This is a genomic window from Nocardia sp. NPDC059154 (genome assembly GCF_042755705.1).
GTDB lineage: Bacteria > Actinomycetota > Actinomycetes > Mycobacteriales > Mycobacteriaceae > Nocardia.
Genome location: NZ_JBHZCS010000017.1, coordinates 24,105 through 42,164, shown reverse-complemented (window position 1 = coordinate 42,164; position 18,060 = coordinate 24,105). Strand labels below are relative to the sequence as shown.

General features: G+C 67.3%; 17 protein-coding genes. 2 read left to right on the top strand and 15 right to left on the bottom strand.

Features of this window, described 5'->3' with window-relative positions; translation table 11 throughout:
- Window positions 1-9: 9 nt before the first annotated feature.
- From ACFXN1_RS16770 to ACFXN1_RS16700, 15 genes are all read right to left on the bottom strand, one after another.
- Complete coding sequence (locus tag ACFXN1_RS16770; protein WP_379399433.1) at window positions 10-366, bottom strand: hypothetical protein; 357 nt, start codon at window positions 364-366, stop codon at window positions 10-12.
- Window positions 367-723: 357 nt separating this feature from the next.
- A complete protein-coding gene (locus ACFXN1_RS16765) occupies window positions 724-1,215 on the bottom strand; it encodes a TetR/AcrR family transcriptional regulator (protein ID WP_379437670.1) in 492 nt (163 codons plus the stop codon).
- Between the two features lie 57 nt (window positions 1,216-1,272).
- Window positions 1,273-2,016: a thioesterase II family protein gene (locus ACFXN1_RS16760; protein WP_379437672.1), complete on the bottom strand. Its 744-nt coding sequence runs from the start codon at window positions 2,014-2,016 to the stop codon at window positions 1,273-1,275.
- Window positions 2,006-2,524: a DUF2505 domain-containing protein gene (locus ACFXN1_RS16755; protein WP_379399436.1), complete on the bottom strand. Its 519-nt coding sequence runs from the start codon at window positions 2,522-2,524 to the stop codon at window positions 2,006-2,008. Before ACFXN1_RS16755 ends, ACFXN1_RS16760 begins: the two co-directional genes overlap by 11 nt.
- A 31-nt stretch (window positions 2,525-2,555) precedes the next feature.
- Window positions 2,556-2,951 carry a hypothetical protein gene (locus tag ACFXN1_RS16750; RefSeq protein ID WP_379399437.1) on the bottom strand — a complete coding sequence of 132 codons (396 nt, stop codon included), beginning with the start codon at window positions 2,949-2,951 and terminating at the stop codon, window positions 2,556-2,558.
- 34 nt (window positions 2,952-2,985) lie between these two features.
- Window positions 2,986-5,178: an MMPL family transporter gene (locus tag ACFXN1_RS16745; protein ID WP_379437674.1), complete on the bottom strand. Its 2,193-nt coding sequence runs from the start codon at window positions 5,176-5,178 to the stop codon at window positions 2,986-2,988.
- A gap of 27 nt (window positions 5,179-5,205) precedes the next feature.
- Entirely contained in the window at window positions 5,206-6,672 is a 1,467-nt protein-coding gene (locus tag ACFXN1_RS16740; RefSeq protein WP_379437675.1) for a DHA2 family efflux MFS transporter permease subunit, read from the bottom strand.
- A 73-nt stretch (window positions 6,673-6,745) separates the two neighbouring features.
- Entirely contained in the window at window positions 6,746-7,282 is a 537-nt protein-coding gene (locus ACFXN1_RS16735) for a TetR/AcrR family transcriptional regulator (RefSeq protein WP_379463624.1), read from the bottom strand.
- 41 nt (window positions 7,283-7,323) lie between these two features.
- On the bottom strand, window positions 7,324-9,210 hold the full coding sequence (locus ACFXN1_RS16730; RefSeq protein WP_379437678.1) for an anthranilate synthase family protein: 1,887 nt from the start codon (window positions 9,208-9,210) through the stop codon (window positions 7,324-7,326).
- Window positions 9,207-9,833 (bottom strand): isochorismatase family protein, encoded by a 627-nt coding sequence (locus ACFXN1_RS16725; protein ID WP_379437694.1) that lies wholly within the window; start codon window positions 9,831-9,833, stop codon window positions 9,207-9,209. The genes ACFXN1_RS16730 and ACFXN1_RS16725 overlap by 4 nt, the downstream gene beginning before the upstream one ends.
- 48 nt (window positions 9,834-9,881) lie before the next feature.
- Entirely contained in the window at window positions 9,882-10,646 is a 765-nt protein-coding gene (locus tag ACFXN1_RS16720) for a 2,3-dihydro-2,3-dihydroxybenzoate dehydrogenase (protein ID WP_379437680.1), read from the bottom strand.
- The gene (locus ACFXN1_RS16715; protein ID WP_379437682.1) at window positions 10,643-12,133 is read right to left on the bottom strand and encodes an amidohydrolase family protein; all 1,491 of its coding nucleotides are present in this window, start codon (window positions 12,131-12,133) and stop codon (window positions 10,643-10,645) included. Before ACFXN1_RS16715 ends, ACFXN1_RS16720 begins: the two co-directional genes overlap by 4 nt.
- Window positions 12,130-12,399 carry a phosphopantetheine-binding protein gene (locus ACFXN1_RS16710; protein ID WP_379437683.1) on the bottom strand — a complete coding sequence of 90 codons (270 nt, stop codon included), beginning with the start codon at window positions 12,397-12,399 and terminating at the stop codon, window positions 12,130-12,132. Before ACFXN1_RS16710 ends, ACFXN1_RS16715 begins: the two co-directional genes overlap by 4 nt.
- Window positions 12,396-14,003 (bottom strand): (2,3-dihydroxybenzoyl)adenylate synthase, encoded by a 1,608-nt coding sequence (locus tag ACFXN1_RS16705; RefSeq protein ID WP_379437685.1) that lies wholly within the window; start codon window positions 14,001-14,003, stop codon window positions 12,396-12,398. Before ACFXN1_RS16705 ends, ACFXN1_RS16710 begins: the two co-directional genes overlap by 4 nt.
- 9 nt (window positions 14,004-14,012) lie before the next feature.
- Entirely contained in the window at window positions 14,013-15,047 is a 1,035-nt protein-coding gene (locus ACFXN1_RS16700; protein ID WP_379437686.1) for a ketoacyl-ACP synthase III family protein, read from the bottom strand.
- 178 nt (window positions 15,048-15,225) lie between these two features.
- Between ACFXN1_RS16700 and ACFXN1_RS16695 the strand changes: the two genes are divergently transcribed.
- Both ACFXN1_RS16695 and ACFXN1_RS16690 read left to right on the top strand, forming a co-directional pair.
- Window positions 15,226-16,560 carry a phenylacetate--CoA ligase family protein gene (locus ACFXN1_RS16695; protein WP_379437688.1) on the top strand — a complete coding sequence of 445 codons (1,335 nt, stop codon included), beginning with the start codon at window positions 15,226-15,228 and terminating at the stop codon, window positions 16,558-16,560.
- Between the two features lie 46 nt (window positions 16,561-16,606).
- Window positions 16,607-17,932 carry a salicylate synthase gene (locus ACFXN1_RS16690; protein ID WP_379437689.1) on the top strand — a complete coding sequence of 442 codons (1,326 nt, stop codon included), beginning with the start codon at window positions 16,607-16,609 and terminating at the stop codon, window positions 17,930-17,932.
- Window positions 17,933-18,060 lie beyond the last annotated feature (128 nt).

Below are 18,060 nucleotides of genomic sequence, written 5' to 3'. Positions count from 1 at the left end.
GCGAGACGATTAGCGACGCAGCAGAGCTACGCCGAGACTTATCAATCCGGTGGTCAGGCTGATGACTCCCAGCCACAGCACGATGACCAGGGGGTTCGGCTGAGTCCGGCCGCTCCCGAGAGCCGAGAGGAAGAACCCGGCCGAAATCAGCACCGCGGCGGCCGGAATCGCCAGCCGGGTGACCCAGCCGAACCAGCCGGTCAGCCGCAGCGAATCGGCGAGCAGCAGGGAGACGAGCGACAGAATCAACAACACGGCCGCGTGTGCGTGGCCGGCGCGGTCGAAGCTCTGCTGGAATGTGGTCTGCGGCACCTTGCCGGTATCGACCAGGGTGAGGAAGTATCCGCCGAATTCCACTGATGGCATGACCAGTAACAGAATTCCGGCAATTCGACAGGTCGTCCGTGACAGGGTCGGCGCGACTGCTCCACTGGAACGCGTTTGGCTTTCAACCGACATCGGACCGGTTTCCTTTCAGTGACTACGGGGTCTGGATCGAGAACAATCGATCAGGCCACCCGGGTTTCGGCCTCCGGCGGGAGTAGTGCCCGCAACCGATTCAGCGCGCGTCCGTGCAATGGGCCGATCGATCCAATGTCCTCGGCCATGCCCAACCTTTGTCGTTCGCAACAAGACTCGCTCTCAGGCTATGGGCGCGGACGTAAGGACTGGAGTCCACTTTGGAGGTAACCGCATACCTCGAAAGAGGTAGCGAGGAGAACCTCATGGCACCCGGGCCTGCACACCAATGGTCCGTACCAACATCTCGCCCAGCAGCGCGTTCACTTTGGAGACATCGCCGCCGAGCAGATCGAGCAGCAATACGCATACCCGCGAGAAGCCATCGCTTGCCACCCGCTGTATCTCATCGTCGATGCAGGCACAGCTGTAGAGCTGGACCAGGAATCGTGAGATGGTCTCGTCCTCCAGCAGTCCGCGACAGTTCGCGAACGAACCCGGCTCAGATGGCGCGCCGGCCTGGCGCAGCAGGTCGGACAGTTGCCGTTCGATACGGTCGAACACGTACTCGGCTGCCGCCACGAAGATCCCTGTCTTGCTGGCGAACAGGCGGACCACGTACGGCTGCGAGACACCCACGCTGCGAGCGATCGCGTCTGTGGAGGTCGCGGCATATCCGTGGGCAGCGAACACGTCGACCGCCGCGATCGCGATCTGCTGCCGACGTTCGTCGGCCGTCAGTCGGGGACCGGTCACGGCACCTCCTCCGAGTCGCTACTGCCTCTCACGAATACAGAGACCCGAGAGCGGATCTCAGATACAGCCGTTGATCACATGTGCGATCTCCGCAGGCCGGGCGTCGAGGTAGAAGTGTGAACCGGGGAAGATGTGCAACTCGAACGCCCCGCTGGTGTGCATACGCCATCGTTCGAGCTGGGCGGGTGTGACGACGGGATCGTCGGCACCGGTGAGACCGACGATCGGACAACGCAGCGGTTCGCCGGGGATGTGAACGTAGCGCTCGATCGCGTGATAGTCGTTCCGGACCGAAGGAAGCACGGCAGCGGCAAGCGCGGCGTCGGTGCGCAGGACGGCCACCGACCGAGGGTCGTTCGCCAAACGCTCCATTTCGGCGATCAAGGTGGCGTCATCCGTCTCGATCGTCGTGTCCGGCGGCGGCTCGGAGGGAGCAGTCCGGCCGGAGACGAACAACCTTCTCAGGCGGCGGCCGTGCGCCTCGAGACGCAGGGCCGTCTCGAAAGCCACTGTGGCACCCATGCTGTGGCCGAAGAAGGCCAGCTCACCGTCGAGCGGTTCCAGTGCCTCGGCGACGTGATCGGCCAGCTCGGTCAATGAGGCGATCGGTGCTTCGCTGATGCGATCGCGGCGGCCCGGGTACTGGATGGCGTAGACCGCGATACCGTCGGCGATGTGGTTCGCGAGTGCGCGATAGCCACCGGCTGCCCCGCCGCCGGGTGGAAAGCACACCAGCGTGGGTTGTCCCGGCGCCCCGGCACGCATGCGCCGGGTCCAGGTCGCGAACACGTCACGCGCCACCGAAAACCTCCGCACCGCGCGATTTCAGCCAGCGCTCGGTGAACGCGTCCACCGCGCCCGAGTCCTCGATGACCCCCTTGGCGAAAGCCCCGGCGATCAGCCTCCCCGCCATCGGGATTCCGGATTCGACCGTCACCACGTATTCGCACACGCAGCCGTCCGCGCTGTCACGCAATTCGAAAACGCCGGACATCGAACCGATCGCAGAAATGGTGCCCCGGACCACCGCCCGGGCCGCCCCGTCGGCGAACGGCGACCAACGCTCGGAGTAGTCCAGGCGCATGCCGGCCGGCCACGCCTTCGACAGCCGGGGCGGGATGCGGTCCGGGGCAAGGGGTTTGGACACGGTGGCGATCATGTCGTCCGAGTCGTGCCGAATCGACAGCTCGGCGAGCGGCCCGTCCAACTCCGCCACCCGCGCCCGCCAGTATTCGGGACTGACCATCGCGTCATGGAGCAGTCCGGCCGAGAAGGGAAATTCACTGATCAAACGAATCTTTTGACCCACAACCACTCCTAGATCTACTGCTCGGCAGCCCTCAGGGCAGCAACTTCTGGATTCGAGCCCGGGCATCCGGCCAGGACAGCGGGATGTCCTGCGTGGTCGCCGTCGAATCCACGAAGCTCGGGTTGCCGATCCGGCCCTTCATATCGGCGAGCATTTTCGCGTGAGTGCCGCTGTGCGCGAAGCTGTCCATGGCCTCCTTGTCCGACCATGCGGACAGCGTCCAGAAGGTTTTGGTGATCAGCTTGGCGTCCAGCGCGAACCCGATGCAGCCGGGCGCCGACTGCAACTGGCTGCGGATCCTCATGGTCCAGTACAGAAATCGGGGCACGTCGGCGTAGCTCCGAAGCGGCAGCCGTGAGGTGAGCACGTGGAGTTGATCACCGGCAGCGGGCTTGTGAGTTCCTTTGGTCCAGGGCAGAGCGGGCATGACGGGCCTCTTCTTTCTCTTGTTTTTTCTCTGATTACGACGGGATTCCGGAGACCGCTGGTTCCGTATCGCCTGCGGGCTGCTCGATCTCGATGTCGCCGTCCGACTCGCGGATTCCGAATCGGTCGTAGAGGCGACGCAGGGGGGCCGGGGCCCACCAGCCGAGGTGGCCGAGCAGTCGCAAGATGGCCGGGACGAGCAGGATACGAACCACCGTGGCGTCCAACACGATTGCGACGACCATGCCTACGCCGAACAGGATCATGGTGAGAACCTGGCTGGAGGCCATCGCTGCCAACGGCACGCACATCAGCAACGCGGCGCTGGTGATGAGCCGGCCGGTGCGCTGCACGCCGGTGGCCACCGCGGCGGTCGGGTCGCCGAGCGTGTCGTACTGTTCGCGCACCCGCGAGAGCAGGAAGACCTCGTAGTCCATGGACAGTCCGAAGATCAAGGCGAACAACATGATCGGCATGTTCGGTTCGATATTGCCGGTGGGCTGGAAACCGAGCAGATCGGCGAAGTGCCCGTCCTGGAAGATCCAGACCAGCACGCCGAAGGTCGCCGACAGCGACAGCAGGTTCATCACGATCGCCTTCAGCGGCAACAGCACCGAGCCGAAGGCCAGGAACAGCAGCAGGTAGGTGGCGACGGCGATGTAGATCAGCATGGCGGGCAGTGCGTCGCCGAGCCGGTTCAGGGTGTCGTCGTAGGTCGCGGTCTCGCCACCGAAGTACACCGATGCGCCCGGGGGGTTCGGCTGATCACGCAGCCGGTGCAGCAGCTCGCGGCTGGGCTTGGACACCGCCACGCCGTCGTAGGCCACCGATACCCGCGCGACCGTGCCCTGGGCGCCGGTGATCTCCGCCCGGCCCGCGCCGGACACGCCGGCCAGCCGGCGTGCGTAATCCGCCAGTGCCGCTTGCTCGTTCGGTGTGTCCACGCCCGCGGGCAGCACCACGACCGCGTCGATGGTCTTCGCCGCACCGCGCGGGAAGTCCTTCTCCAGCATGCTGAACACTTGGCGGCCCTGCGCCGAGTCCGGCAGCTGCCGCGCGTCGTTCACACCGAATTCGATGCGCAGCACGGGTGACGCCAGCACCAGCAGCAGCGCGATGGCGGCCGTCGCGACGAGCACCGGCCTGCGCATGACGCCCTGGGCCAGCCGGTACCAGAATCCGGTGGCGCTCGGGATCACCGAACGCTGCTTCCACAGCGACAGCGCGTTGATGCGGTGTCCCAGCAGCGACAGGGCCGCGGGCAGCGCCACGAGCGAGAAGAACATCGACAGCAGCACGGCCGCGACACCGCCGTAGGCCATCGACTTCAGGAACACGAACGGGAAGAAGCTCATCGAGGCGAGCGCGACCGCGACGGTGATACCGGAGACGGCGACCGTGCGGCCGGCGGTGGCGAGGGTGCGAGCCAGCGCGTCGCCACCCGTATGGCCCTGTTCCATCTCTTCGCGGTAGCGGCTCACGATGAACAGGCCGTAGTCGATGGCGACGGCCAGGCCGAGGATGGTCACCAGACTCATTGCGAAGACGGAGATGTCGGTGAAGCGGGCGAACACCCGCAGGACGGCCATCGAGCCCAGGATCGAGAGACCTCCGACCGCGAGCGGCAGGCCGGCCGCGACGAATCCGCCGAACACGATCACCAGGAAGATGAACAGCACCGGGAACGACAGTCCCTCGGCCATGCCGAGATCCTTGCCGACCTGATCACCGGCTTCGTATCCCGCGGGTGTGTTACCGCCCCGGAAGGTCTGCAGGCCCGCCGCGGACAGCTTGTCCTTGATCTTCAGATAGCTGTTCTGCTTGGCATTGTCGTCGCCACCGACGAAATTCAGCAGCGTGTATGTCGCGTGCCGGTCATGACTGACGAGCTCGTCCAGACCGGTGCGCCAATAGTCGACCGATCCGGTGACCGCCGTGCTCGGCAGGCCGTCGAGCACATCCTCGACCGACTTCCGGAATGCCGGGTCGTCGACGGTGCGATCCGCGCTGCGGTAGATGATCACCGCGTCGGGACTGCGCTGTGCGAAGGACTTGTCGGCCAGTTCGGCCGCTGTGCGGCTGTCGGAGCCGCGTGCCTCGAAGCCGTTCGGCACCATGTCGCCGAACACCCCGAGCCCGTAGATTCCGGACAGTACGGCCAGCACCGCCGTGACGGCCAGCACGATCAGTCGCCGGCGGTGGATGAAGTAACCCAGTCTTTCGAACACTGCTACACCCCTTTCGAGCAGGAAAGATCAACGAGCCGTTACTGTTTCGGGCGTATCCGTGGCGCTCGCCGCCGCTGCATCCGTGGCGGTCTCCGCCGCTGCGGCCGCCCCGCTACCGGACCGCTCGGGCCGGCGCGGAAGCAGGATCGCGACGATCGCGCTCACCGTCAGGAAGGCGCAGGCCCACCAGAGCGCGGGCACATAGCCGTCGGTGAAGGTCCGCGGGTTGGCGTAGCTGCCGTGGGCGGCGAACACCGCTCCCAGCACCGCGATACCGAGCACCGTCCCGAAGTACCGGATGGCACTGGACACGCCCGAGGCGACGCCTTCGAATTGCGGCGCAACATATTCCAGCGCGAGTCGTGCGATCGGCGGGAAGAACAGGCCCATCCCCGCGCCGCTGATCACGAAGGAGGGCACGAGCACCGCGTAGGAGACGTCGGGGGTGGTGACCGCGGCCAGCCATCCCAGGCCGATGGCCTGGAGCACCAATCCCACGGCCAGCACCGGCTTTCCGCCGATCTTGTCGATCAGGATGCCTGCGATCGGGGCCGTGAAGGTCGGCATGGCCGTCCACGCCAGGGTGTGCACGCCGGCCGACAGCGCCGAATAGTGCTGGGCCGACTGCAGGAACTGCACCAGGAAGAACACAGCGCCGAACATGCCGACCGACATCCCGAGCGCCGCCAGCGCGGTCAATGTGAAACCGCGGCTGGTGAAGATCACCGGCGGCACCATCGGCTCGGAGACCCGGTTGATCCAGGCGACGAACACCGCGAGCAGCAGCGCGCCACCGATCAGCGAGCCGAGCACACCGGCACTGGTCCATCCATGATCATTGCCGCGGATCAGACCGAACACAATGCCGAGCAGGCCCAGCGCGATCAGTGCATTACCCACCAGGTCCAGCCGGCCACTCGTGCCGAAGCTCTCCCCGACCAGGGCGATGGCGAGCGGAACGAGAACCACACCGATCGGCACGTTGATCCAGAAGATCCATTGCCACGAGGCGTAATTCGTGATCGCACCGCCGACCACCGGGCCGAGGCCGACCGCCAGACCGCTCATGGCACTCCACATCCCGATGGCCGCACCGCGCTTGGCCGGTGGGACGGCCTGGGCGAGCAGCGTCAAGGTCAGCGGGATGACGATGGCCGCACCCACGCCCTGCACCGCGCGGGCGGCGATCAGCAGGCCGATCGACGAGGACAGGGCGCAGGCCGCGGACGCCGCGGTGAAGATGGCCAGGCCGACCACGAAGGTGCGCTTGCGGCCGAATCGATCACCCAGTGATGCGCCGGCCAGCAGCAGCACCGCTTCGGTCAGCGTGTAGGAATTGATGATCCACTGCAGGCCGTCCAGGCCGGTGTGCAGTTCCGTGCGAATGGTCGGAAGCGCGTTGAAGACGACCAGATTGTCCAGCGAGACCATGAAAATAGCGATTCCGCTGACAATAAAGGTCCACAACACACGACGAGAGTCGGTATTCGACATGGTGGTTCCTTATGAAGAATTATGGCGTAGTTCGTAAAACGACTGCGCTAAGAAACCGCCAGCAACCCGGACGCTACTCGCCCGCGTCCGGGTTCAACAGTTCCAGTTCCAGCACACTCGTGACATTCAGCAGCATGCCCTGAGCCATGAAATTGAACGCCCCGCCGGCATCGCTGCCGGACAGCTCCCGCACCGTCTGGTAGAGCCGATGGAAGCGTTCACGCGCCAGGGTCCGGATCTCCTCGTCGAGAGCCGACGCCGCGTATATCTGCAGTTGAAAGGTCAGTGACTGGCGATCGCCCAGCAGATCGATGTAGGCGTCCGCCATCGCGTCCATACGATCGGCTTCATCGGTTGCGACGCTCCGGCCGGCCGCCGCACGAAAAGCGTTCTCCACCGTGTCGAATGCTTGATTCGCCGCGGCGAGGAAGACCGCTTTCTTGGTCGGGAACAATCGGAAAAGGTAGGCCTGCGAAATTCCGGCGCGCTGGGCGATCGACTCCGTTGACGTCGCCGCATAGCCACCGGTAGCGAATTCGGCTATGGCGGCAGCCAATACCTGTTCGCGTCGCGCGCTCTTCGACATGCGCGCCCTTACCGGTGAGCTCATGGTCCTTAGTTTAGTGAGCACTCACCCAACTAAGCAACGCCCTAGGCGGACAGTTCAGCAGTCGTTAACAGTTCGGACACCAGCCTCGACACGATCCGGCTCCCGTTGCGGGACATCACCGACGCCGGATGGAACTGCAGCGAGGCGAAACCGTCGCCACGCAGCCCGTGCACCTCGCCGGTGTGCGGGTCGCGCGCCACCAGCACGCGGCCGCCGTTACCTCGAGCCTCGAAAACCGCACTGTCGCTGTGCGCTTCGAAGGCGTTGTAGAAGTACACCGGCTCGGCGACGCCGAACAGGTCGATCACCCTCAGGACACCTTGATTCGACACCGCTCTGCGCCGAATCGGCAGCCCCAGCACCGTACTCAGTACCTGATGGCCCAGGCACACCGAGAAGAACGGTCTCCGGGCGGCGAGCAGTTCCTCGGTGAGCTCGCGCAGCCTCGCGATCTTCGGATCCCGCACGTCGCGAGGATCTCCGGGCCCGGGGCCGACGACGGCCAGGTCGAATCGCGAAACATCGAGCGGCGCATCGAATCTGCGCACGGTGATGGTGAATCCGAGCGCGCGCAGCATCCGCGCTCCCATCGCGGTGAAGGCATCCTCGCCATCGATGATCACCGCGGTGCGACCGCCATACTCGGGTGCGGGGGGCAACGGATCCAGCCACAGCGGTGCGAGCGGGCTGTTTCGCGCACGCAATGCCTCACGAACGGCGACATGGTCGCCGATGCCCGCATACGGCGGAGGCGCGGTGTCGCGACGCAGGGCGTTCAGCAACCCAGCGGCCTTGGCCCGCGTCTCCAGCGCCTCCGCCGCGGGATTCGAATCACGAACGATCGTGGCGCCCACGCCGATTCGCATGGCTCCCGCGGAGTCGATGTCGGCGGTCCGGATCAGAATCGCCGAATCCATTCGCCGCGTGCCGCTGTCGTCGCGGCCGACAAGTGCCACCACCCCGGCGTAATAGCCGCGGCCGTCCGGTTCGAAGCGCGCGATCACCCGGCACGCGTTCTCCAGCGGGCTGCCGGTGACCGTGGGCGCGAGCAGGGTCTCCCGCAGCACCTCTCGATAGTCTCGATCGCTGCGCCCGGTGATGAGGTAGCGGGTGTGGGCGAGGTGAGCCATCTCCTGCAGTTCCGGGCCCTCCACGTAGGGCTCGTCGCAGATTCGGCACATCATCTTCAACTCTTCGTCGAGCACCATGTACAGCTCATTGGCTTCCTTGCCGTCGGCAAGGAAATCCAGGACCCCCGCGGGGGTCGGCCCGCCGGCCGGATAGCGGTACGTGCCGCTGATGGGTGTCATGGCGACGGTGCCGCGATCGAGGCTGACATGGCGTTCCGGGCTGGCGCCGATGAGCATCCGCTCGCCGGTGTAGACGAGGAACGTCCAATACGCACTGCGCTCGCCGGTGAGCAGGCGCGCGAACAATGCCAATCCGGACGCGACGTCCCAGTTGTCGACCTCGGCCCGCCAGGTTCGCCGCAGCACGAAGTTGGCTCCCGCGCCGTGGCCGATCTCCTCGGCGACGACGCGTGCGACCAGGGCGGCATATTCGTCGTCGCTGATGTCGAATTCGCCCTCGCCCACATCGATACGGTGATCGGCGAGACCCCTCCGGAACGCGTCCGGCTCGAGCTCGAAACTCTCGGTGACCTTCAGGTACGACACCGGCTCCGCGTCCGGCGGGTGAGCGAAGCCACGTTCGCCGACCACTCGATACGGCAACAGCGCCAGCAGCTGGTGGCAGTCCGGGCTGCCCATGTCGGCATCGGGCAGCTGAGCGGTACCCGCTACCTCGTGCATATCGCCCAGCAGCACCTCTATACGATTCCCGGGTCCGGTCTCCGGGCGATACAGCAGCGCGAAAGGCTTTCCACCGCAGCCCAACTCGGCGATCCGCTGCTGGTTCCGAGCGGTCAAGGCACTCTCGTCTCGTACGCTGCGAGTTCCGCGGCCACCTGCGAGGTCAGCACCACGCGGCCACAGCGGGTGGCCACGTATTCCGTCGCCATCCTGTGGTGTTCGGGGGTGAAGTCGGCGACCGCGTCGGCGATCACGAAGGCCTGCACATTGTTCGCGAAGGCGTCGGCGGCGGTCAGCAGCACGCCGACGTGGGCGTAGACACCGCAGATCAACAGTTGGTCGCGTTCCAGGTAGTGCATCCGCTCGAGCAGATTCGTGCTGTGGAACGCGCTGGCCCGCCACTTCGTGAGGACGGGATCGCCGAGGGCGGGGGCGATCTCCGATGGAATGCCTCGATCCTCGGGCCGTGCGGACATGCCCGGACCCCAGAAGTCCAGCAGCAGACCCCGCTGCTCAGGGGTCATGCTGCCCGGTTGCGCCGTATAGATGATCGGAATGTCCAGCTGCTCACAGTGTTCCCGCAGCCGTCGCGCGTTTCGCATGAGTGCGCTCCGCGGCTCGCAGCCGTCCGCGAACGGCTGCAGGAAGTAGTGCTGCATGTCGTGGACGAGCAGGACGGCCCGGTGCGGCTCGATCGCCCAGTCGACGAGGTTGCCTGGCAGCTCCGACTCGGTCGGCATGGGATAGGGGGCAATAGGCGAAATCGCCACGGAGACAGTCCTCCTCGGTCAGACACCCAGGGTCGCGCCGCCGTCGACGACGAGCTCCTGCAGGGTGATGTGGGCGGCGGCGTCGGACAGCAGGAAGCGGACGGCCGCGGCGATGTCATCGGGCTGTGCGATGCGGCCCAGGGGAATCCCGATTCGGAAGGCCTCCGGGACGCCGTCCACCGCAACCCGCGAAGCCTGCTCGTGGTTCCACAACGCGGTCAGCATCGGGGTGTCGGTGGATCCGGGAGCCACTACGTTGCAGCGGATCCCGTGCTTCGCGAGCTCCAGCCCGAGACAGCGGGTGAACATGGTCGCGGCGGCTTTCGAGGCCGCATAGGCGGCCATGCCCATGCGTGGGGTCGACCCGGCATTGGACGACACGGTGACGATCGCGCCACTCGACCGGCCCACCATCTGCCGCGCGACGGCGCGGCTCATATGAAAGACACCGCCGACGTTCACCGCCATGGTGTAGTGCCAGTCCTCGTCGGACATTTCGGCAATCCAGCCCGACTGGAGGACCCCGGCCGCATTGACGAGATAGTCGATACCTCCGAGCGCAGTGCAGGCCTGGAGCACCGCGCCCTCGGCCTGCTCGGCACAGCTGACGTCCGCGACCAGCGACAGCGTCCGGCAATCCTCGAGTCCCGGCCCGGATGCCACCCGTTCCAACGCGTCTCGATCCCGGTCGACCATGGCGACCGCGATTCCGGCGAAGGCCAGTTCGCGGACGATCGCCGCGCCGATTCCGCCGGCCGCTCCCGTCACCAGCGCTACCTTCATCGCGCGACCCCGCTCAGGATGCCGTCGACCACGTCGCCGGGGACGCGCAGGCAACGGGTCGTGAAGGAGCCCAGCGCGTCGAGGTAGCGGTCGCGCAACTCGGCGAAGGAGATGCCGACCGGCTCCCCGCCCGCGATCAAGGTCCGCCCGGCAACCATCACCGTGTCCACGTCGGCAGAACCACCGAGCCACAGGAAGCTTTCCAACGGCCGGGGATTGAGCAGATAGCGCCAGTCGTCCGCGCGCACGAGCACCAGGTCCGCCTGTTTGCCCGGCTCCAGACTGCCGATCTCACCGGACCACTGCAGGCCCTTCGCGGCAATGCGGGTCGCCATGGCCAGCGCGTCCGTGGGCAGTACCTCGATCTGGCTCGCGGCCATCTCGTTGTAGGTGAGCCAGGCCGCGCGCATCGTCTCGGCCATGCCGGCGTTCGGAAGCGAGGCTCCATCGGTGGACAGTGAGACGTCCAGACCCGCACGCCGCAGCGCGGGCACCACACCCGTCTCGGTGATCGTGGATTCGCCTGCAGGACCGTACTTTCCGGGCGAGTGGCTGATATGGACGCCCGCCTCGAGCAGCAGGCGCTGCTCTTCCTCGTCGACGAAGGCGCAGTGCGCCGCCATCAGCTTGTCGGTCAGCAGGCCGAGGTCGTGCAGCCGCCGCACACCGGTCGTGCCGTAGAACGTGCGGAGCACCTCGGGCTCGTTGCGTACCGCACCGACGTGGGTTGCGAAGCCCACGTTGTGGCCCTTGACGAGATCGGCGAAGCCGAAACCGAGCTCGTCGGTCATATTGGTCACGTACGCGATGCTCGGACGGCATCTGATGCGGCCCGTCGTATCGGAGTCGCACTGCCGCAGCAGGTCCTCGACCGCGGACAGCACCGTCTCGGTGTCCCGCGTGCGCTCGTACCGGTCGCCGCCGGGCGGGCAGACGGCGTCGCCCGCCCAGGTGGTCGCGCTGAAGCGGATGCCGAGATCCAGTGCGGCCCTGACCATGTCGTGCGGTCGATTGAGCGAACCGACGTCGCCGATCGTGGTGACGCCGCCGCGCAGCTGCGTCCACATGGAGTACTGGGCGATGGCGTAGGCCTCGTCGGGTGTCAGCCCGGCGATGAGTCCGTCGAAGGAGTCGAAGGTGCGCGAGATGGTGTGCATGTCACCGCCACCGCCGAAGAAGCCGACCTCATCGGCTCGATCGGCGGCGGGGCGCAGGGCGCCGCGCAGCGGGAATCCCATCGCGAACATGTCGTGCCAGTGCCCGTTGACCAGGCCGGGCAGCACCATCATCGCGCCGGCGTCGACGACTTCCAGCGCGTCACGGACAGCCGCGTCGAGGGTGGCGACAGCGCCGCGGACTTCCTCGACGGAGCCGACGGCGGTGATCCGCTCCCCCACCACGAGGACCGAGCCCCGCGGGATGACGGTGTCGCCGGAGTCGGCCGGGTAGACGCAGCCGCCTTCGATCAGGACCGCGCGCTCGCTCATCGGCTCGTCTCCAGCCCGGTAAAGTACGTCACCCAGGCCCGCAGCGTCGGGACGTCGATCAGCACCTCGAAGTCCGCGGGAATGCCGGCCTTGTTCCAGCGCCCCACCATTCGCATGATCTCGAGTGAACTCAGCCCCAGCAGCACGAGATTCGCGTCCGCGTCGAGTTCGGCGGGGTCCGCCAACTCCAGGGGGACGGCCAGCAGCGCGCGAAGTTCGCTCTCGCCGGGGCTCGCCGAAACACCTTGAACCGCACCGTTCGTCACGACGGCACTCCTTCCACTGTGCGCGCCAGCGCCTTCTTGTCGACCTTGCCCAGCGGGGTCAGCGGCAGTTCCCCGACCACCCGCACTTCGTCGGGCAGCTTGTAGTCGGCGACCCCGCGCGCGTGCATCGCCTGCCGCAGCTCCGCGGTCGTCGGCGCGGGCCCGGAGGGCACGATGAACGCGCAGATGCGTTCGCCGAACAGCTCGTCGGGCAGGCCGACGACGGCGGCCGCCGCGACCGCCGCGTGCGTGAGCAGATGCTCCTCGACCTCGACGGCGTTGATCTTGTCGCCGCCTCGGATGACCACGTCCTTGATCCGGCCCTCGATCACCAGATCACCGCGCGGCGTCAGCCGGGCGAGATCGCCGGTGCGGTAGAAACCGTCCGTGGTGAACGCTCGTTCGTTGTGCTCGGGCGCGGAGTAGTAGCCGCGAATCGTGTACGGGCCGCGCGTGATCAGCTCACCGACGCTACCCAGCGGTACCGGCTCGACTCCGTCGACGATCCGGATCTCGTCCGCATAGGAAACCGGCCGCCCCTGCGTGGTCAGCTTCACCTCGAGCGGGTCGTCGGCGCGCGTGAAGCACAGCAGGCCCTCCGCCATGCCGAACACCTGCTGCAGATCGCAGTCCAGTGCGGGCATCACCCGCGCGGCCAGTTCCCGGGACAGCTTCGCGCCGCCGACCTGCACCAGGCGCAGGCTGCTCAGATTCGCGGTCGTCCACTCGGCGACCTCGATCCACAGCGCCAGCACGGACGGCACCAGCGAGGTGAAGGTCACCCCTTCGCGCTCGACGAGTGGCATGCAGGCCATGGGATTCGGGGTGTCCGACAGGACCACGGTGCCGCCCGTCGCCAGCGTGCCGACGACGCCGGGGCACCCCCAGGCGAAATTGAATTCGATGGGCAGCGCCGCCAGATACGTGTCGTGGCTGGTGATTCCGCACAGCGCGGTCGTCTGCGCCAGCTGGTACGCGTAATCGTCGTGGGTCCGTGGCACCAGTTTCGGCAGGGCCGTGGTGCCTCCGGAGAGCAGGAAGAAGGCGATGTCCGAGGGGTCGGCCGGCGGCGGCGTCCAGTTCTCGTCGACGCCGAGCGCGTCCACCGCCACCAGACCGTCGACGGCCTCGCCGGCCACGAAGAGCCCTCGCAGCGCGGGGTTCTCGCTCCGGATGCGGAGGGCGAGCTCACGATGGTCGAAGGTGCGGTGCACATCCGGGAACACGTAGTGGGTCGCGCCGGACAGCCGCACGAGGTGGGTGATCTCCGTATGCCGGTGGGCGATCAGCGAGAAGACCGGCTTGGCGCCCATTTTCATCAGCGCGAAGACGATCGCCACGAACTCCGGCGCATTCGGGAGTTGCACGAGCACCCGGTCGCCGGCGGCCACGCCCTGCCGGGCGAAACCGGACGCCAGCCGGAAGATCCACTCCTCCAGTTCGCCGTAGGTGTATCGGCGATCGCCGTATACCAGTGCGACAGCGTCGGTTTCGCGATGGGCGGCGTGCGTCATCAGCGCGTCGAGCGGCTCACCGCGCCAGATTCCCAGTCGTCGGTATCGCTCGGCGGTGTCCGCCGGCCACGAGGTGCATCCGGTCAGCATCACGGTCCCCTACGCGGCCGGCGCCGAAGTCAGGATCTCGACGACCGCCGCGCCGGCTTCCATGCCGACCGCCGTCGCGATCATGAGCACATGGTCGCCGGGTCCGACCTGGCCGGTCCGCCACACGTGCTCGAGCCCCAGGAACAGGTCGGCGGTACCGGTGTGGCCGATGGTCCGGACGAAGTCCCAGACCTCCTGCCGCTCATCGATTTCCAGCGGCAGCAGGAACATCGCCTCGAGCGAGTCGCGGGCGAAGCCGAGATGGCAGACCTTCGTGATCTTGTCCATGCCGATCCCGGCCTCGTCCAGCGTGCGCTGGGCGATCTCGGCGACCCGCAGCCCGAAGTTGCGGATCGGCGGGGCCTGGCCCGCGGCCCACTGCTCGCGCACCTTCAGGGCACGGTCGTCGAAGTTCAAGCCGACACCGCGGGTGACGCCGGGCGGGAAGAGCTCCTCACCGGCGCGGTGCAGCACCTCCATCGAGGAGTCCGAGAGCGAGCCGACCGCGAGCACCTTCGCGAAACCACCGCGGCGCGAGACCACCGCGGCCGAGCCGGCGTCCGCCAGCACGAACAGCTTCGAGGCCCGCCAGCGGTCGACCAGCGGCGTGGAGAAGTTGTCGCCGGTGGTGATCAGCACGGCGTCGTGAGAGGGGTTGGCCACCAGGCGATTCGCGGCGGCCTCCAGGCCGGCGAGCATGCCGAGGCAGCCCTGCTTGATCTCCAGGGCCGGGACGGGGCGATCGACGGTGTTGTTCAGGACGTAGTGCGCCGCCGACCAGCCGTCGGGGCCCTGGTGGTGGGTGTAGGTGTGCATCAGCGCACCGACGTCGGCGGGCTCGTGCCCACTGGCCGAGAGCGCCTTCCGGGCTGCCGCGATGGCGAGTTCGGGCGCCGGAGTGCTCGCGCTGACCGCGATCGACTCGAGGCCGGAGGCCGCCAGCGCCGACTCGTCGTACCAGCCCGCCGCGACCGCCGACGACGTCGGAATCAGTTCCGGCACTTCGCTTCCGATGCCCGCCAGATAGAGGTCTTGGGTCCGCATGGCGACTATACGACCATTTCGCGGCCCCGATCTCATGAGTAGTCGGTACTCAATTTGCTTGCGATGGACAACTTCTCGCAAATTTGAGTAGCCCCGGCCGAAGTTTGAGTAGCCTTGCCTCTGGCAAGGCCCGCCGAGCCCGGGATAGTCATGAATACGTTCCGCTGAAGGAGTACTCATGACACACGTGTCGGCCGTGCCCGCGCCAACCCGCCGCCCGGAGCCGGGCGACTGGTCGAGCTTCGAAGAACTCGTGGAGCTACAGCGCGCCAGACTGCCCCGGCTGTTCGAACGCGCAGTTCGATCCCCGTTCTACGGCAACCGATACGCGGGCGGTGGCGCGCCGGTCGAGGCCGCGGACTTCGAATCCCTCGCCCTGACCACCAAGCAGGATCTGCGGGACTGCTATCCGTTCGGGCTCCTCGCGGTGGACCGCCGGGAGCTGGCCACCTATCACGAATCCAGCGGCACCTCGGGCCATCCCACCGCGTCCTACTACACCGACGAGGACTGGATCGATCTCGCCGAGCGATACGCCCGCAAATGGGTGGGAATCACCCCGGAGGACACCTTTCTGGTCCGGACGCCGTACGCGCTCGTGATCACCGGGCACCTCGCGCAGGCCGCCGGCCGGCTGCGCGGCGCGACGGTCGTCCCCGGGGACGCGCGCTCGCTGGCGCTGCCGCTGGCGCGGATCGTGCGGCTGCTCGCCGCCCTGGACGTCACCCTGACGTGGTGCAACCCCACCGAGGCCGTGATGATCGCGGCGGCGGCCCGGGCGGCCGGCCTGCGCCCGGACACCGACTTCCCTGCCCTGCGTGCCATGTTCGTCGCCGCCGAGCCGATGACCGCCGCGCGCAAGCGCCGGCTGAGCGAGATCTGGGGCGGGGTGAAGATCGTCGAGGAGTACGGCTCGACCGAGACCGGCACCGTCGCCGGTGAATGCCAGGACGGCCGCCTGCATCTCTGGGCCGACCGGGCGATCTTCGAGGTGTACTCCCCCGATACGGGCCGGATTTCGGCCGCGGGCCGCGGCCAGCTGGTCGTGACGCCGCTCTATCGCGAGGCCATGCCGCTGCTCCGCTACAACCTCGCCGACGACGTGGAGGTGAGCTACGACCCCTGTACCTGCGGGCTGGTGCTGCCGACCGTGCGCGTCCTGGGGCGCGCGGGCTTCGGTTACCCGGTGGCCGGTCGGACGGTGACGCAGAACCAGCTGGAGGAGCTGGTCTTCGCCCTGCCCCGCGAATTCGAGGTGATGTTCTGGCGCGCCCGGGCGACACCGGACGCGCTGCTGCTGGAATTCGAGGCGGCCGACGACGTCCGCGACTGCGCCGCACGCGAATTGGGCACCGCGATCGATGCGACCCTCGGCATCCCGCACCGGATCACACCGCTGCGGCCGGGCACGCTCGTCCCGGCCGACGCACTGACCACGGAGCGCGACATCCTCAAGGCCCGCTACCTGTTCGGGCCGGACGAATCCTGGGACAAAGCCCTGATGTACCAGTGACCCGCCACGAATCGGCGGGGACAATAGAGAACGACGGAGAAGGCACGTGACCACAACAGAGTTTGCCGCCACCGACACTGTCGCCGACCCGGTGGCCGCTGTCAGCCGGCTGGCGAGATCGGGACTCTTCGGCGACTACGTCGTCTACGAGCGCCCCGGCGCTTGGGTTTTCGCCGCGGACCCCCTGGCAACGATCGAGCTGAACACCGACCGGGTGCGGATCACCACGCGCGGGACCACCAGCGAAGAGTCCTGGACGGGCCGCCCGGTGACCGCCCTCGAGCAGGCGCTCGACCGCGTCCGCCTCGATGATCCCACCGCCGCCACCAGCTCCGCCTACGGCTGGATCGGATTCGAGTTCTGTGCCCATGCCCTCGACGCGCGGCATCACCTCGCTCCCGGAATCACGCTGGCGCACCTGATCATTCCGCGCGTCGAGGTCACCATCACCGCGTCGGCGGTCACGGTCTGGGGCGCCGGCGCCGGGGAGGCCGATCACATCGACGAGATCCTCGCCGCGCCGGTCGATCCCCTGCCGGAGGCCGCGGCGGTGGATGTCGCGGCCGACCCGACCGGCTATCGCCGCCGGGTCGCGACCGCGATCAAGGAGATCCGATCGGGCTACTACGACAAGGTCATTCTCTCGCGCCGGGTCGATCTGCCCTTCCGGATCGACATCGCGGAGACGTACCGCCTCGGACGTGCGCACAACACCCCGGCACGATCGTTCCTCCTGCAACTTGGCGACCTCGAGGCGGCGGGCTTCAGCCCCGAGCTGGTGCTGTCCGTCGATACCGACGGCACCGTGACCACCGAACCGCTCGCCGGGACCCGCGCCTTCGGCCGGGGCCTCTCGGCCGACCGCGCCGCTCGCGACGACCTGCAGAGCGACCCGAAAGAGATTGTCGAACACGCGGTCTCGGTGCGTGCCTCCTGCGCCGAGGTCGCCAGGGTCGCCGACCCGGGCACCCTGGCGGTCACCGACTTCATGTCGGTGCGCGAACGCGGCAGCGTCCAGCACCTCGCCTCGACCGTCCAGGGCCGGCTCGCCTCCCACCACACCCCCTGGGACGCCCTCGAGGTCCTCTTCCCGTCGGTCACCGCCTCCGGCATCCCGAAGCGCCCCTGTGTCGATGCCATCTTCCGCATCGACGGCTCCGCACGCGGCCTGTATTCCGGCGCGGTGGTGACCCTCTCACCCGATGGCGCCCTCGAGGCGACCCTCGTCCTGCGCGCGGTCTACCAGTCCGCGGGCGTCGCCTGGCTCCGAGCCGGCGCGGGCATCATCGCGCAGTCGAGCCCCGAACGTGAATTCGAGGAGACCTGCGAAAAGCTCGGTAGCGTCGCTCCCTACCTGGTTCGACGTAGCTGACCCGAACTCGCCGCTCACGCGAGACGGCCGGATTGTCTCCCAAGAGAACAAAGGGTCTCTCTGGGGGAAACCCCGGATCGGAAACCAACCCGCCCACACGAAACTACAAGTCCCAACAAAAAGTAGGG

Excerpts from the sequence above, each read along its gene's own strand:
- ACFXN1_RS16715 (WP_379437682.1), bottom strand. The coding sequence starts at position 12,133 with ATGAGCGAGCGCGCGGTCCTGATCGAAGGCGGCTGCGTCTACCCGGCC.
- ACFXN1_RS16740 (WP_379437675.1), bottom strand. The coding sequence starts at position 6,672 with ATGTCGAATACCGACTCTCGTCGTGTGTTGTGGACCTTTATTGTCAGC.
- ACFXN1_RS16770 (WP_379399433.1), bottom strand. The coding sequence starts at position 366 with ATGCCATCAGTGGAATTCGGCGGATACTTCCTCACCCTGGTCGATACC.
- ACFXN1_RS16735 (WP_379463624.1), bottom strand. The coding sequence starts at position 7,282 with ATGAGCTCACCGGTAAGGGCGCGCATGTCGAAGAGCGCGCGACGCGAA.
- ACFXN1_RS16720 (WP_379437680.1), bottom strand. The coding sequence starts at position 10,646 with ATGAAGGTAGCGCTGGTGACGGGAGCGGCCGGCGGAATCGGCGCGGCG.
- ACFXN1_RS16705 (WP_379437685.1), bottom strand. The coding sequence starts at position 14,003 with ATGCTGACCGGATGCACCTCGTGGCCGGCGGACACCGCCGAGCGATAC.
- ACFXN1_RS16750 (WP_379399437.1), bottom strand. The coding sequence starts at position 2,951 with ATGCCCGCTCTGCCCTGGACCAAAGGAACTCACAAGCCCGCTGCCGGT.
- ACFXN1_RS16725 (WP_379437694.1), bottom strand. The coding sequence starts at position 9,833 with ATGCCGACCGAGTCGGAGCTGCCAGGCAACCTCGTCGACTGGGCGATC.
- ACFXN1_RS16695 (WP_379437688.1), top strand. The coding sequence starts at position 15,226 with ATGACACACGTGTCGGCCGTGCCCGCGCCAACCCGCCGCCCGGAGCCG.
- ACFXN1_RS16700 (WP_379437686.1), bottom strand. The coding sequence starts at position 15,047 with ATGCGGACCCAAGACCTCTATCTGGCGGGCATCGGAAGCGAAGTGCCG.